This window comes from Methanosarcina sp., from assembly GCF_028693135.1.
GTDB lineage: Archaea > Halobacteriota > Methanosarcinia > Methanosarcinales > Methanosarcinaceae > Methanosarcina.
On record NZ_JAQUVZ010000067.1, the window covers coordinates 1 to 16,325 of the forward strand.

9 protein-coding genes are annotated in these 16,325 nt (G+C 41.5%); 7 read left to right on the forward strand and 2 right to left on the reverse strand.

What is annotated here, in order from left to right:
- The coding region (locus PHF18_RS17105) for a PGF-pre-PGF domain-containing protein (RefSeq protein ID WP_300104845.1) at positions 1 to 916 on the forward strand (916 nt) is incomplete at its 5' end.
- Between the two features lie 332 nt (positions 917 to 1,248).
- Here PHF18_RS17105 and nadA read toward each other — a convergent pair.
- Entirely contained in the window at positions 1,249 to 2,163 is a 915-nt protein-coding gene (gene nadA / locus PHF18_RS17110) for a quinolinate synthase NadA (RefSeq protein ID WP_300104847.1), read from the reverse strand.
- A 367-nt stretch (positions 2,164 to 2,530) separates the two neighbouring features.
- The gene (locus tag PHF18_RS17115) at positions 2,531 to 3,346 is read right to left on the reverse strand and encodes an aspartate dehydrogenase (protein ID WP_300104858.1); all 816 of its coding nucleotides are present in this window, start codon (positions 3,344 to 3,346) and stop codon (positions 2,531 to 2,533) included.
- A 945-nt stretch (positions 3,347 to 4,291) separates the two neighbouring features.
- Between PHF18_RS17115 and PHF18_RS17120 the strand changes: the two genes are divergently transcribed.
- The 6 genes from PHF18_RS17120 (at position 4,292) to PHF18_RS17145 (ending at position 16,076) form a co-directional block, all read left to right on the forward strand.
- Positions 4,292 to 8,401 carry a PKD domain-containing protein gene (locus PHF18_RS17120; RefSeq protein ID WP_300104849.1) on the forward strand — a complete coding sequence of 1,370 codons (4,110 nt, stop codon included), beginning with the start codon at positions 4,292 to 4,294 and terminating at the stop codon, positions 8,399 to 8,401.
- A 393-nt stretch (positions 8,402 to 8,794) separates the two neighbouring features.
- Positions 8,795 to 9,628, forward strand: coding sequence for a carboxylating nicotinate-nucleotide diphosphorylase (gene nadC, locus PHF18_RS17125; RefSeq protein WP_300104851.1), 834 nt, complete (start codon positions 8,795 to 8,797; stop codon positions 9,626 to 9,628).
- A 733-nt stretch (positions 9,629 to 10,361) separates the two neighbouring features.
- Entirely contained in the window at positions 10,362 to 11,630 is a 1,269-nt protein-coding gene (locus PHF18_RS17130; protein WP_300104852.1) for a BatD family protein, read from the forward strand.
- 131 nt (positions 11,631 to 11,761) lie between these two features.
- A complete protein-coding gene (locus PHF18_RS17135; protein WP_300104854.1) occupies positions 11,762 to 12,877 on the forward strand; it encodes a cell division protein FtsZ in 1,116 nt (371 codons plus the stop codon).
- A gap of 756 nt (positions 12,878 to 13,633) precedes the next feature.
- A complete protein-coding gene (locus tag PHF18_RS17140) occupies positions 13,634 to 14,902 on the forward strand; it encodes a BatD family protein (protein ID WP_300104856.1) in 1,269 nt (422 codons plus the stop codon).
- Positions 14,903 to 14,960: 58 nt separating this feature from the next.
- Positions 14,961 to 16,076, forward strand: coding sequence for a tubulin/FtsZ family protein (locus PHF18_RS17145; RefSeq protein ID WP_300104857.1), 1,116 nt, complete (start codon positions 14,961 to 14,963; stop codon positions 16,074 to 16,076).
- Positions 16,077 to 16,325: the final 249 nt, after the last annotated feature.

A 16,325-nucleotide genomic window follows, 5' to 3' on the forward strand; every position in this document is an offset into this window, starting at 1 on the left:
TACCGATCCCGATTCCGGATCTGATGTCGATACCGATACCGATTCCGGATCTGATGTCGATACCGATCCCGATTCCGGATCTGATGTCGATACCGATACCGATTCCGGATCTGATGTCGATACCGATTCCGGATCCGATTCCGATTCAACACCAACCGATACTCCAGATCCGGTACCAACAGGGACTCCAGACAACGAAGAAGGTGGGAGTTCCAGTTCCAGTTCCAGTTCTAGTTCCGGTTCCAGCAACATAGGAAGTGGGGTTTCCGCAGAGCCAGCCAGCAATATCGAAATCAAGGAGCTTGCTACCAGAAACGTGATGAGTGGGTATCATATTAAATATGAATTCCCGAAAAACGTTACATGCATAACATATATTGAATATGATGCGGAAAGGACATTCAGAAGGACAACAACAATTGCAGAAGTGCTTAAAGGCAAATCCACCCTTGTCCCAAAACTTCCCTCTGGCAGAATCTATAAACATGTAAATATCTGGGTCGGAAATCAAGGAGCAGGACTTCCTACTTCTCTTAAAAATGGATTAGTAGGATTCAAAGTTGAAAAAGAATGGATTGAAGATAATAATGTCAATGAATCCTTGATAACCCTTCAATGGTATAACAAAGGCTGGAAACCCCTCCCCACGGAAAAAGTTAGCGAAGACGAGGATTACGTTTATTTTAAAGCAAAAACACCTGGCTATTCCTCCTTTGCGATAACAGAATATCAGGAAGGAAAAATACAGCAAACTCTGAGAAACCTGGAAAATGAAGGAAAGTTACTTCTGAACGGAAGTGCGGGACAAAATGGCGTAGTCAAAAAGCCGATGGAAATGGCTAAAATATTTATGATAATTGCCCTGCCCCTATTTGCGCTTATTATAGGATACGGCGTGTTGAAGAAAAAGATCTAAAAGGTTTCTTCTGGCATAAAGGAGGTGAGACTTTATTTCTCACCTGCCTATCATTATTTTTTCTCATTAATTCTGAAACTCTAATTCTGAAACTCTAATTCTGAAACTCTAATTCTGAAACTCTAATTCTGAAACTCTAATTCTGAAACTCTAATTCATTGAGAATACCCTCGGTTTTGGGATCAACTCAAGCGGCAAAATCAAAAAAAGGAAGAAAATATAGAAAATTAGTGGGAATCTTTGAGGAATATCCCTGTAAAGAAAGATCAGAGATTAATCACAAATTCCCCTTCAGAAACGGGACGGCTCAAACAAGTAAAACATTCATATGCTTATTTTATTTTTACCGCAAGCATCCGGTCAAGGGCCTCTTTTGCCCTGACCCGAACGTCTTCGGAAACAGTCACTACGTGTTGCATCTTTTCAAGGGATTCCAGTACATTTTCAAGATTGACCATTTTCATGCTGGGACAGCAGGCAAATTCAGAGACGCAGTAATAAGTTTTTTCAGGAGCTGCCTTAAGGAGCCCATGAATAAGCCCACACTCCGTGCCGATTATAAATTCCTGTGCCGGAGAGTTTTTCGCGTACATGATCATCCCTCGTGTGCTTGCCACATTGTCTGCAAGTTTCAGGACCTCAGGGCGGCACTCGGGATGAGCGATGAATTTAGCCTGGGGATGTTTTTCCTTCATTTTCAGGACATCTTCCCTCAGGACCTGGTGGTGCGTGGGGCAGTGCCCTTCCCAGGGAATGATGGTTTTGTCGGTCCGGGCTGCAACGTAAGCAGCCAGGTTCTTGTCAGGCACAAAGATAACCTCTTCGGCGTCAAGGGAATTTACCACTTCTACAGCGTTGGCAGAGGTACAGCAGATATAGGATTCTGCCTTGATTGCAGCCGAAGTGTTTACATAGGAGACAACCGGAGCGTCAGGGTGCTTTTCTTTCAGTCTTTTAAGGCCTTCCACATCTACCATATCTGCCATAGGGCAGGTTGCATCAATTTCCGGCAACAGGACCGTCTTTTTTGGAGAAAGGATTGCAGCACTTTCTCCCATAAAATGGACGCCGCAAAACACGATAACATCTGCGTCCTGGCGGACAGCTTCCTGGCTCAGGGCAAGGGAATCCCCTACGAAGTCCGCAATGTCCTGGACTTCAGGGCGGGAGTAATAGTGAGAAAGAATTACTGCGTTTCGTTTTAACTTCAATTCCTGGATCCTTTTTATAAGGTCTGCTTGATGCATGGGATCACCATAAATATTTGAGAGAAAAATATGAATTTTAAATTTTTTTAGTGTAAAGAGGCTTTAATTAACTTTGAGATTTATAGCGCAAAGGCATTCTGGCAAAAGGGCACGTTAAACGTATAAAGGGGTGCAATAAGGATAATTATGACCATAAGGCACTTTTTCGCATACCTGCAACCTTCTCCTGAGGATTTACGTGCTTAACTCCTCCGGACTATATAATGTTTGTGAACCTAATGTTTGTGAACCACACCTGCCTTCAATCCGAAAATCCAAGTTAAGGTGCCTGATTCCTGTTAGTTCAGGTTCAGCTCTTAAGGTTCAGCCCTCAAGGTTCAACCCTCAAAGTACAGCCTGAAAGAATTCAGGTCCCGACCTGGACAGGATTCAGAATCTTTTTCAGGGTAGAAACTGCAGAAAGGGCTGCAAGATAACTTGTTTTAGGATTTTCCGGGGAAGGAAGATTTTCCACTCTTGTGCTGAATTTTCCGAATTCTCCTTCTACGGTGATCTCATGCACATTTCTGGAAAGAGAGGGGTCAGCTATGACTCTTACCCTGGTCTGCTCAAAACCTATGCCTGCCAGGCTTATCGTAGCTGCCACGTTAACGTTTGCAGGAAAGGCTTTTACGGCTTCTGAGGCAGTCCCTTCAAAAAGTACGGTTTCTTTTACGAGTTTATCAAGTTCTATACCGTGTTCCACAACATAAGGAGCTCCCATGAGTCCTGAAGGAGGTTTCCTGGTGGTCAGGGTGACCGAGGAAATTCCAGCCGCAGATGCTGAGTTTAACCCATCGATGCCGACAACCGCCCCCGAGGGGAAATAAAGCTTGCAGTTGTGCTGCTTTGCAAGCCCGAAAAGAGCAGTCCTCAGTTCTTCATCTGCAAGGGCGCCCACGCTCAGAACCATCACATCACATCCTGCTTTAAGGGCTTGGGGTACAATGAACCTGACAGCATTCTGAGAGGCACTTTCTATAACAAGGTCTACACTGCGTATGATTTCTTCAATATTCATATACAGAGGACTGCATGTCTTCAGGGAAGCTGAAAGGTCAAAGACCTTGCTCTCCGAAGAGTCACAGAGGGCGTACAGCTCTGCATTAACCTCTCCGTTATCAATTGCCCTACAAATCTGTCCGCCAATAAATCCGCAACCAACAATTCCTATTTTCAGTATTCCAGGCTCCTGGGAATAATCCGTAAATTTTAATTGCTTTAGTCAGTAGCTTAAGTTGTTTTAGCTGGTATTTATCAATCCGTTATAATTGCTTGCATTATAATTTTCTTTATAGGTCCGGCATAAAGGAAATCCGGGAACGGGATAACTGTATTCTGTCCTCTCACTTAAAATCTTCTGTTTTCCAGCTGTTTATGTCTCAAAATCGTCTGCACATTTCTGCCCTTCTTTGTCTTTTTTGCCTCTTCTGAGTACCTTACTTTGGAGAACGCAAATTACAAACAATAAAATAAAATCAGAAAAAAAATCAAATTGCGTGCAGTCACCCCACCCTAAGAGGCTGTCCGACAATTCAATGCTCCTGTTTTTCCACCATGGCTTTTTAGCCCCGGTGTTTCAATGGCCTTTGATTGATGCATAATTAATGTTTTCAGAATCAAATTCCCATTGTATCTTTTATTCTTGTTTTTCAACAACTGATTTTCTCAATTTAGTTTTTTAACTTCTTTTAAGCTTATTTGAAATCCTCAGTGAGTACTTACAGTTGAAATGGAAAACCAACATCATAAACCTTCAGCTGTCTTTCTAATAAATATGGTAATCAAGTGTTTAGTACTTGATTTTATTCATTAAATACGTGTATCCAAAGATATAAAAAGTTACAAAGGTATCTTATGAGGGGACATAAATGCCGTTCTTTTTAGCAAATATTGTGAATCTTGTTTCTCAGCAAAGAGATTCTTTTCTGTCAACTGTCCGCAGAATCAATGCTGTATTTTGAAGAGTTCGAAGTACACTAAAAAATGTCCGAATAAGGAGATAGAAGGGGTAGGATATATGATAACTAACAAAAAACTAAATTCAATAGCGTTAGCATCAGCAGCTCTTATTTTATTTTTAATTCTCGTTTCATCTACGGCAGCTGCTGCACAAAGTGCTTCGCCCGTGAAGACATATGCATATATTACGAATTTAGACAATGCTGTCTATGTAATTGATACAGACACGAACAAGGTTATAGCCACTGTTCCTGTAGAAGGTTGTTCTGCTGGAGTTGCAGTCACTCCGGATGGTAAAAAAGTGTATGTGACGAACGTTTACAGCAGTAATGTCTCTGTAATAGACACAACCACAAATAATATTACAGCCACGGTGCCTGTCGGAATCAACTGGATAAGTGGAATTGCAGTCATCCCGGATGGAACAAAAGTATATGTGGCAAGCTATAAAAGCGACAGCGGTGGTGGCGCTGTATCAGTAATTAGCACAAAAACAAACACTGTTACAGCTACTGTGCCTGTAGGAGAATCTCTAAGTGGAGTTGCAGTCACTCCAGATGGAACAAAAGTATATGTTACGGGCCACGGTAGCAACTCTGTCTATGTGATTGACACATCAATAAACAAGATTACAGCCACTGTTCCTGTAGGAATCAATCCTAACGGAATTGCAGTCACCCCTGACGGAACAAAAGTATATGTGGCTAACTGGAACAGCTCAAGAGGTGGAACCGTATCTGTAATTAGCACAAAAACAAACACTGTTACAGCTACTGTGAATGTGAGCCGCAGTGCTTTTGGAGTTGCAGTCACACCAGATGGAAAAAAGGTATATGTAACAAATAGTGGCACTCGTGATTGGCCCGGCAATACTGTCTCTGTGATTGACACTGCAACTAACAATGTTACAGCCATGGTGGATCTAGGAACAGGAGGAGGCCATTGGAATATGACCTATCCTCATGGAGTTGCAGTCACTCCGGATGGAAAAAAGGTATACGTAGCTAATTTTGACTCAGATAGTGTCTCTGTAATTGATACAGCCACAAACAAGGTTACAGTCACTGTGCCTGTAGGAACCAATCCTATTGCCTTTGGTCAGTTCATAGCTTCTGTCCCGGCACCAGAACCAGTCCCTCTCGAGATTCAGATAACTCAGATCACTACCAGTGGAACAGCATCTAACCCTCATATTTACGGTGACAGGATTGTGTGGGAAGATATCCGCGATGGGAAATCTGATATCTACATGTATGACCTTTCCACTCAACAGGAAGCTCAGATATCCACAAGTGGAACAGCAAATTATCCTGCAATCTATGATAATAGAATAGTGTGGTATGATAGTCGCAATGGGAAATGCGATGTCTATATGTATGACCTTTCCACTCAACAGGAAACTCAAATCTCAACAAGTGGAACAGCATACGCTTCTTACCCAGGTCCTGATATCTACAAAGATAAAATAGTGTGGGGGGAATTTGGTGAGTACATCGACTCCACCAATCTCGTCATGCATAATCTTTCCACTCAACAGGAAACTCAGATAACCAACAGCGGATCAGGAGGAGTAAGTACTCGTGGTTTCTACGGTTTTGCTCTCCACGGTGATAAGATTGTGATGTGTAAACCGATTGGAGATGACGCTAGTGCTATCTATTTGTATGATCTCTCCACTCAGGAAACAACTTGGATTGACGGAGGAAAACCACTTAGTCCTGATATATACGGTGACAAAATAGTGTGGACTGCTGTGTCATGGGAGGATGATTTCTATGACGAACCATCTCACTATTATTATAATACGTATATATATGACCTTCTCACCCAACAGAGAATTCAGGTATCCACGAGCGGAACAGCTTACAATCCTGCAATTTACAATGACAGGATAGTGTGGGAAGATGACTGTAACGGTCAGAAGATCTACATGTATGATCTCCCCACTCAACAGGAAACTCAGATCACCACCAGTGGCTCAGCACGCAGTCCTGAGATCTACGGTGACAGGATAGTTTGGGTTGATGGCAATGATATCTACGTGGGTATTCTTAGCTATCCTTCTGTCACTAAAAATGTTCAATCTGTATTGCCAGCAGTAGATGGGTCTATCCGAGATGGGTTAGATTCTTCGAAAGATGGTATTGCAGATGATATCATAGATAATAGTGTAGTTCAACTTCTGGACGTTGAGAGAGGCGACATGCCATTTGAAGATCGAGGTATTATCGAGTTCGATATCTCGAAAATTTCTGGTTCAGTAACAAATGCGACTTTAAATTTGAGTGTCTTCTCTAGTAATGGACCCTATCCCTTTAAAGTTGATATATTCACATATACTGGAGATGGAAATTTAGACCTCGATGATTTTAATTCCGGTACACATTACAGTACATTTGAGTATTATGGAGAGGAAACTGTTCAGTTAGATGTGACGGAATTTGTAGAGAATATGGTTTCTTCAGGTGCTAAATATGCAGCATTCAACTTCCAGTACGTAGAACCTAGTGCGATACCAATGAATGGTCCATTTGTTGCGTTTAGCTCTCTTGAGTATCCACCTGCAGCAAAATTAACAATAGTTAGTGAGATATTCAATGAGAAACCAATCGCAGTACTTCCTGTAGCAAACTTCACTGCAAATACGACAGATGGAGCAACTCCTCTTACTGTTCAGTTTACAGATCTATCGACAAATGCAACTTCCTGGAACTGGGACTTTGGAGACGGAACTACTTCAATTGAACAGAGTCCAGTGCATACATACCTTGCAGTAGGAAACTATACTGTAAACCTTACAGTAAACAACTTAAACGGCACAGATTCAAAGACTGCTACAATAACCGTCCTGCAATCAATTCCTCCTGTCAGCGGAAAGCAGTTTGCATACATAACAAACCAGGGCAGTGACAGTGTTTCAGTAATTGACATGGCCACAAAAACTATTACAGCTACTATACCCGTAGGAGATGGCCCTTCGGGAGTTGCAGTTTCCCCGGCGGGAACAAAAGTATATGTGACAAACTCTGGCAACAACACAGTCTCTGTGATTAACACAGCAGATAACACTGTCACATCCACAGTGAATGTAGGGAATGATCCTTATGGAGTTGCAGTCAGCCCTGATGGAACAATGGTATATGTGACGAACCTAAACGATAACAGTGTCAGTGTAATTAACACAGCAACAAACCAGGTTATTTATACTATACCTGTAGGAAAGTGGCCTGAAGGAGTTGCATTCACCCCAGATGGAGAAAAGGCATATGTAGCGAATTACTACAGCTACAGCACTATATCTGTTATTGACACAGCCACAAATACTGTTATATCTACAGTAAACGATCCTGAGATCTATGGTCCTAGTGGAATTGCAATCGCCCCTAATGGAAAAAAGGCATATGTAACGAGCAATTTCAACGACAAACTGGCCGTAATTGATTTACTATCTAACCAGGTTATGACCACGGTAAATGTAGAATCTGGTCCTCATGGAGTCTCAGTAAGTCCGGATGGAACAAGGGTATATGTGGTGAATGGTGACGGAAACACTATCTCTGTAATAGACACCGCGACAGACGAAGTTATAGCCACGGTACCTGTAGGAAATGGTCCTTATGGAATCGCAGTAAGTCCGGATGGAAAAACAGTATCTGTGACGAATCGTCAAAGCAATGATGTATCAATAATTGACACAGCAACAAACAAAGTTATAGCTACGGTACCTGTAGAAGTAAATCCTGCATCTTTCGGGCAATTTATAGGCTCTATTCCAGCAGTACTTCCTGTTGCAGACTTCAGTAGCAGTGTAACCTGTGGTTATGCTCCTCTTTCTGTGCAGTTCACAGACCTATCGACAAATGCAACTTCATGGAATTGGGACTTTGGAGATGGAACGACTTCAACCGATCAAAACACAACACATACTTATCCAGTAGCAGGAACCTATAACGTTAATCTGACTGTAAGCAATACAAAAGGTACAGATTCAAAGTTAGCTACAATAACTGTTTTAAAACAACCAGTAGCTCCTGTTGCTTATTTTTCGGCATCTCCAACTGTAGGAAAAGTACCATTGACAGTTACATTTACGGATCAGAGTACAGGGTCGCCTACTTCCTGGTCCTGGAAATTTGGCGATAAAATAATTTCAACAGCTCAGAACCCTGAACATATATACAGTAAAGCAGGAAAATACACTGTTAGCTTAACGGTAAAAAATAAAGTGGGTGGTGACACTAGAAAGATATCTAAATACATCATCGTGAAAAAGTAAGTGAATTTTTAAGATTGAAAAACAGTAAAAAAGGTCAAGCCTAAAAAGGAGTGGGGGATTTATTAATCAATTCAACAAATCTTTATAATTCGGGATAAGTGAAGTTACCAAAACTTCCACCATGCTTTTTTACTTCTTGGCGCTTCAATGGCCTTCTAATTTATCAATGTTTGAACTTGCAGAAAATAGTTATTATATATGTTCTTAAGGTCCTCTTTTATCCTGGCTGATCTTCTTAAGTTCTGCCTTCAAGGTTGTATTATCCTTTCTAATTCTTCGAACTGGCGCGCAGATGTAACAACTTCCCAGGCTCCGGAGATTCCCGAAGTAGTATAGGAGAAACGCCCATACCCCTTATAAATACAGGAGACATAAAATAGCAGGGTAAAAATCATGCTTATCAGAGAAGTAGAAAGCTTCATAGAAGAAGACCTGGGGTACGATGATGTTTCGTGCACTATTGTTCCGGACAGGCCTGCAGAAGCCATCATTTTCACAAAAGAAGATTGTACGGTTGCCGGACTTAATGAGGCGGCATCAATATTTTTTTATTTTGGAATTCAGGCAGAAACAGATCTTAAAGATGGAGACCGTCTCAGCAAAGGAGATATGATTTTCAGGCTCAGGGGAGGATCGGTATCCATTCTCAGGGCAGAGCGCCTTAGCCTTAACTTCCTCGGGCACCTTAGTGGGATTGCAACCCTGACCAGGAACTGCGTGGATGTCGTAAGAGAGCACTCGGAAAGCACGAGGATCGCGTGTACAAGGAAGACCACCCCCGGAATAAGGAAATTCGAAAAGCTCGCTGTCGCTGCAGGAGGGGGAGACCCTCACAGGTTTAACCTCTCGGATGCGGTTATGATTAAAGATAACCACATCAAACTCATGGGAATAGAAGCCGCAATCAAAGCAGCGCAAAAAACAAGCTTTACGCGGAAAATCGAGGTGGAGGTCGAGTCTGCAGAAGATGCGGTCTTTGCTGCAAAACAGGGAGCCGATATTATCATGCTTGACAATATGCAGCCTGAAGCAATCAAAGAGACCCTCTCCATACTTGCAGAAAAAGGGCTCCGGAAATCAGTCCTTGTAGAAGCCTCAGGAGGGATTTCTCCCGCAAACCTTGAAGGTTATGCAAAAACGGGTGTGGATATAATATCAATGGGCTCCCTTATCCACAAATCAAGCTGGATAGATATTAGCCTGGAAATAGTCAACTCCGAGAACTGAAAATCTGGATTTTCGGACTCAAATGCTTTCAATTAACTCACCAGATGCTGTATAACAACAGAATACATTGGGGACACAGAAAAGTTGTGCTTGTGCCCTTTATTCCGTGGTTTTTGCACCTTCTGGGATTAATATGTTTGTTTGAGACTAATAAAAAAATCTTGAGATATTATCATCTCTTAAAACATTATTCATTTTCTTTTTTATTTAAAAAATTTCCCTGTTAACATGGTTAACTTTTATCTATTTTTTCATTAACTATTGCAATTTTTATATGAAATCTCTCATTTTCCTGCCGAAAATTTAAAAAAACACCAAAAAGATAAATAGAAAGAAAATAATAAAGATTACAAAGATAATTGTGGAAATATATAAACTACTGGGGTAAATATAAATAGCACCCTCAGATCAAAATGACTGCCCACCTTCTCCTCAAAATGTCCCATTGTTCCAGAATTTGTACTATGGAGGGATGTGGAATTTCATGCACTCGTCCGCATATTTTGCACTTGAATATAGTGACAATTAAAAATATATCACAAGCTTTCAATCTTGAAATTCCTTTAAAAATTAATAATGTAATTGGTGCTAAAGCGGCAAACGCCAATTTTAAACTTAACATATTTAATTACTGAGTTAAACTCGCTAATCAAAAGGTATTGTCTAAAAATAATTATAATAATAACGCCCTGCCATAAATTAACTTTTTTATCAGGAATTAGAGGTAGCAGAAGTGAAACTGAAAGGGATCCATAGAACTGTTTTGTTTGCGTTTCTCATCCTGCTGACGCTTGCCAGCATAGCATCGGCAAGAACCACAGTGTATGACGGTGATATTGAGGAAGGGGAGGTATATCAGCTTAACAATTACATCATCGAAATTACTGATATCTTCCCTGAGGCCAGCACGGCCTCATACTACGTGTATGAAAGAGATAAGGAAATCGCAAATGGCCTGCTGGATATAAACGAGAGCTTCGAGTTTGATTTTGAGGATGGGGGTGAAGTCCAGATGCGCCTGAAGTCCGTGCATAGCGGAGGCGTATTACCCAGAGCTGCAGTTGAAATAAGTATCTCAAACTACAACATCGGAGATCTTTATGTAAGTGAGGTTATTGAAAGTGGGCGCTCTGAGGTAAACTTCGCAGGAGATCCGAAGCTTGTAATAGTCAAGAATATCGATAAGTCCGAAATAGATGTAGGAGATGTCATAACTGTTACTGTAACTGCAAGAACTACCGGAAACGATGCTGCAAACAATGTGCTGTTTACGGACCCTAAGCAGGAACATTTTGTCCTGAAAGAAACCACTTACGAAGTCTCGACCAGTATACCGAAAATTGATTATGGGCAATCAGTTCCTGAAACCCTGGTTTATATTTATAACTTAAAAGCAACCGAGGCAGGAACCTTCGACCTCAGAGCTGTGACTGCTACTTATATGAACAGCGCCGGCCAGACCTACCAGTCTTCTTCTAACACACCCTCCGTTACTGTAAGTGAAGGGAATAAGCAGAGTGCAAATGTTGAAACCATAATGAATGTGGATCTCTCAGCTGTGGAAAGGAACGAAAAAATTACCTCTACTATAATCCTGAGGAATACGGGAAATGCCCCTGCTAAGGGTGTCCGCCTTGACATTATGGTTCCTGAAGGTATGGAATACGTGGGTGGAGACGAAGGGATTGAAACCATAGGCGGGAACCCCAGGATATACATTGAAACTCTGCAGCCCAATAATGACAAGGAGTTCAGGTACACTTTAAAAGCAAAAGAAATGGGAACTTACAGTATAAATTCAAATCTTTCATATGAGTACAATAACGGTGTAGATGCCCAGAATATTAAGCAGAACAAGGAATTTGCAACTTCCAGTATCAGTGTAAAAGAAGGAAAGTTCGATTTTCTGTTAAAAAATCCTTTATACATCATAATTCCGGCAATCGTTCTTGCAATTATTGGATTTCAGGTATACAGGCGGCACAGGGAATACAGGTATTGAAAGAATGTAGGAGAGTGCAATTAAAAGAGTGTAACAGAGTGAAACTTAATTAATATCATAAAAATGAAACAAAAGCCGTGATCGATTCCGGACTGAAAAATATTAATTCACCTTTAAAATGGAGGAGTTTTTTGCTCAATATACTGGTAATAGGAAACGGGCAATGTGGAAACAGGATTCTTGATTCCATCAACCGACATGCAATGGGAGGGGGAAAAAACTGCAACAAGCTTGCAAAGTTTTATTCAAAGCAGAGATTTAAAAGCCATGTTGAAACCATTGCCTTCAACACTGCCGTTAACGACTTAAAAGAAATGAAGTTTACAAAAGCAAAGGATAGAGTCCATATACCCCACCTTCACGGAGTCGGTGCAAATCGGAATGTCGGAAAGCAGGTCTTTGAAGAAAGTAAAGAAATGATTATGCGGCAGATCGAGGAAAGGGGCAATTTTGATATCGCCTTTGTACTGACCTCAGCTTCAGGAGGCACGGGCTCTTCTTTTACCCCTCTTCTCGTAAAAGAGATGAAAAAACGCGATGATTATCCTGTTTATTGTGTCGTTGTCCTCCCTTTCAGGGAAGAAGGGACTCTTTACCTTCAAAACGCAGCCTTTTCTATCCGGGACATCCGTCAAAGCGGAGTAGACGGGATTATCCTTGCTGATAACCAGTACCTGAAAAATATAGGAGGAAGCATCCAGGATGCCTATAACGGCATCAATGACATGATTGCAGAGCGCCTTCTCTTCCTTCTCGACGCCCTTGACAGTGAGATGATGATGGTAACGGACCTCGGGGATTTCAAGACAGTAATGAGCGGGGGTGCAGGACTTGCAACGATCGGCTTTTTCAGGGCTGATAAGGAAATGCCTGTCAAAACAGCAATCCAGAATGCCCTCTCTCCTTCAGGCCTTCTGTTTTCAACCAATGTTTATGAAGAAGCCAGCAGGGCAATGATCATAATCAAAGGAGACCGCAAATACCTGAGCATAGACGACATCTCAACTGAGATCGAAAAGCTTTCCGGAGCCGTAGGGCATGTCTTCAAGGGGATAGTCGTATGCAACGGAGAATGCCCGCAAATCCTTTCTCTCCTTACCCTGGAATCAGCTCATGAACTGGAAAAGCTTTATAGTGTGGCAGTCCAGGCGATCTACTACGAAAAGGCGAAAAAACAGCGCGTGGAAGAAGGAGTGGAAATGGAAAAAACCTTTTCCCAGATTGAAGGGCTGGAACCTGAATACTGAAATTCAGGTCTTCTCCTTCTGACCTTTTTCCCGTCTTCTTCTTCTTCTTCTGATTTTTTTCTCTTCTTCTTCTTCTTCTTCTTCTGATTTTTTTCTCTTCTTTTTCTTCTAACCTTTTTTTATCCTGAATTTTTTATTTCAGTCGAATACCCCTCTAGCTTGCTGCGGGAATGGAAACACTTCCCCGGTAAACATTAATGATAATATGATTTATCAAATCTATTTTTTGATTGTTGACTTCTGCTCAAACAAAATTGTTTAGGGTCATTGTCTCCTTTAACGGAATTTGGAGCGGGGGCGCGAACATACCCCGTTGCTTGCAGTGGGGTGCACCGGCGCAACTTTGATTTTATCTTTTAAAGAAGAAAAAGAAAGAATCACAAACTATATATCTGGTTTTGTAGAAGATATTTGGGGGCAAGGGAATAAGGTTACTGTTAAGACAGCTTATCTAAGAGCGTGTCTTAAAATTAAATTTGATTATACAATTGGGACCGGACTTACGCATTTGAACTGAAAAATGGTAGAATTAAACCGTTAAATGTCTAATGTGCAAATTTTAATTATGATGTCTTATGTATTTGATTTTATACCTCGGGTGAGTAAGTCCGATGTAATTAATTTACGGTCTGAATTTTATCAACAATGCCTATTATCCAAATGTGGGAGTGATTTGAATTTTAAGGCATCCTCTAAGATATTCAGGCAATAATCTGGCGTAGACAAGCTTATTATCAGGTCTTTGGGGTAGCAGAAGTGAAACTAAAAGGGATTTACATAACTGTTTTGTTTGCTTTTTTTGTCCTGCTGATATCTAGCAGTGCAGCTTCGGCAAAAACTGCAGTATATGAGGGGGATATTGAGGAAGGACAGGCATATCAGCTTAATAATTACATAATCGAAATCACTGATATCTTTCCTGAAGCCAGTACAGCCTCATATTATGTGTATGAAAAGGATAACGAAATAACAAATGGTCTGCTGGATGTAAACGAGAGCGTTGAGTTTGATTTTGAGGAGGGGGGTAAAATCCAGCTGCGACTGAAGTCCGTGCATGCTGGAGGGGTATTGCCCAGAGCCACAATTGTGATCATAATGTCAAACTATAACGCAGGGGACCTCTATGTGAGTGAAGTTATTGAAAACGGGCGCTCTGAAGCAACTTTCGCAGGGGACCCGGAGGTTGTAATAACAAAGTCTATAGATAAATCGAAAATCGACCTCGGAGAAAATGTAACCGTTACGGTAAAGGCAAAGAATACCGGAAACGATACTGCAAATAACGTTTCGTTTACAGACCCGAAACAGGAACACTTTGTCCTTGAAGAAACCACATATGAATTATCAGGTGCAGTTCCTAAAATCGATTATGGAGAGTCGGTTCCTGAGACGCTCGTTTACATATATAAATTAAAGGCAACTGAGGCAGGAACCTTCGACCTCAGAGCTGTGACTGCTACTTATACGAACAGTGCCGGCCAAGCCTACCAATCTTCTTCTAATACTCCTTCTCTAAATGTAAGTGACGGAAATAAGCAAAGTGCAAATGTTGAAACCGCAATGAATGTGGACGTCTCATCCGTAGAAAGAAATGGAGAGATAACCTCTACAGTCGTCCTGAGAAACACAGGCAATGCTCCTGCGCAGGCTGTCCGCCTTGATATCCTTGTTCCGGAGGGCCTTAAGTACGTGGAAGGCGAAGATGGCATTGAGACCGTCGGCGGAACTCCCAGAATATATCTCGAGACACTGGAGCCCAATAACGACAAAGAGTTCACATATACCTTAAAAGCAAAAGAAATTGGTACTTATAATGTAAGTTCTGAGCTTTCTTATGAATACAACAACGGTATAGACGCCGGGAACCTGAAAGGGAGTAATAAGTCAACCACATCAAGTATCACTGTCAAAGAAGGGAAGTTCGATTTTCTCATTAAAAATCCGTTGTATATCATAATTTTTATAATTATCCTTGCAGTCGCTGGGGTCCATATCTATAGAAGACACAGGCAATACCGATATTAATAGGATAACTCCAGACAGGAAAAATGTGGAAATATTCTTGAAATGGAGGAGGAGTTTTTTGCTCAATATACTGATAATAGGAAACGGGCAATGCGGGAACAGGATTCTTGATTCCATTAACCGGCATGCACTGGGAGGGGGGAAAAGCTGCGGCAAACTTGCCAGGTTTTATTCCACACAGAGATTTAAGAGCCATGTCGAAACTCTTGCACTGAACACTGCAATTAATGACCTAAAAGAGATGAAATTTACAAAAGCGAAGGATAGAATCCATATTGAACACCTGCATGGGGTTGGTGCAAACCGGAATATCGGGAAGCAGGTTTTTGAGGCTAAAAAAGAGGTCATAATGCGGCAGATTGAGGAAAGGGGCAATTTTGATCTGGCATTTGTGATTACCTCGGCTTCCGGGGGGACCGGTTCTTCGTTTACTCCTCTTCTCGTAAAAGAGATGAAAAACCGATATAATTATCCTGTTTATTGTCTCGTTGTCCTCCCTTTCAGGAAAGAGGGAACGCTTTATCTGCAAAATACTGCTTTTTCGGTCCAGGAAATCCGTCAGAGCGGAGCTGATGGAATAATCCTTGCAGATAACCAGTACCTGAAAAACATCGGAGGAAGCATTAAGGAAGCCTATGATGGCATTAACGACATGATTGCCGAACGTATCCTCTTCCTGCTTGATGCCCTTGACAGTGAGATGATGATGGTAACAGACCTTGGGGATTTTCAGACTGTCATGAGCGGGGGTGCAGGACTTGCAACGATGGGCTTTTTCAGGGCTGATAAGGAAATACCTATCAAAACAGCAATCCAGAATTCACTTTCCCCTTTAGGCCTTCTGTTTTCAACCAATGTTTATGAAGAAGCAAGCAGGGCAATGATTGTGATCAAAGGCGACCGCAAATACCTGAGCATAGATGATATCTCTACTGAAATCGAAAAGCTATCGGGAGCCGTAGGGCATGTATTTAAGGGAATAATCGTGCGCAGTGGCGAGTATCCTCAGGTCCTATCTGTACTTACCCTGGAGTCAGCCCGTGAATTGGAAAATCTCTACAGCGTAGCTGTCCAGGCGATTAATCAGGAGAAGGCAAAAAAGCAGCGGGTAGAACAAGGAGCCGAACTGGACAAAACTTTTTCCCAGATTGAAGGGCTAGATCCTGAATATTGAAATTCAGATCCTTCTCCTTCTGACCTTTTTCTCGTCCTTTTTTGACTGATCTCTATTCTGACCTTTTTCTCGTTCTTTTTTGACTGATCTCTATTCTGACCTTTTTCTCGTCCTTTTTTGACCGATCTCTATTCTGACCTTTTTATTGTAACCTTTTTGGCCTGAAATCACAATAACTCATACCTATTTTTAAAAAATTAATGATCTTATAAGAATTAATCGAATAAATTAGTTAACTTTATGTAATAC

Excerpts from the sequence above, each read along its gene's own strand:
- nadC (WP_300104851.1), top strand. The coding sequence starts at position 8,795 with ATGCTTATCAGAGAAGTAGAAAGCTTCATAGAAGAAGACCTGGGGTAC.
- nadA (WP_300104847.1), bottom strand. The coding sequence starts at position 2,163 with ATGCATCAAGCAGACCTTATAAAAAGGATCCAGGAATTGAAGTTAAAA.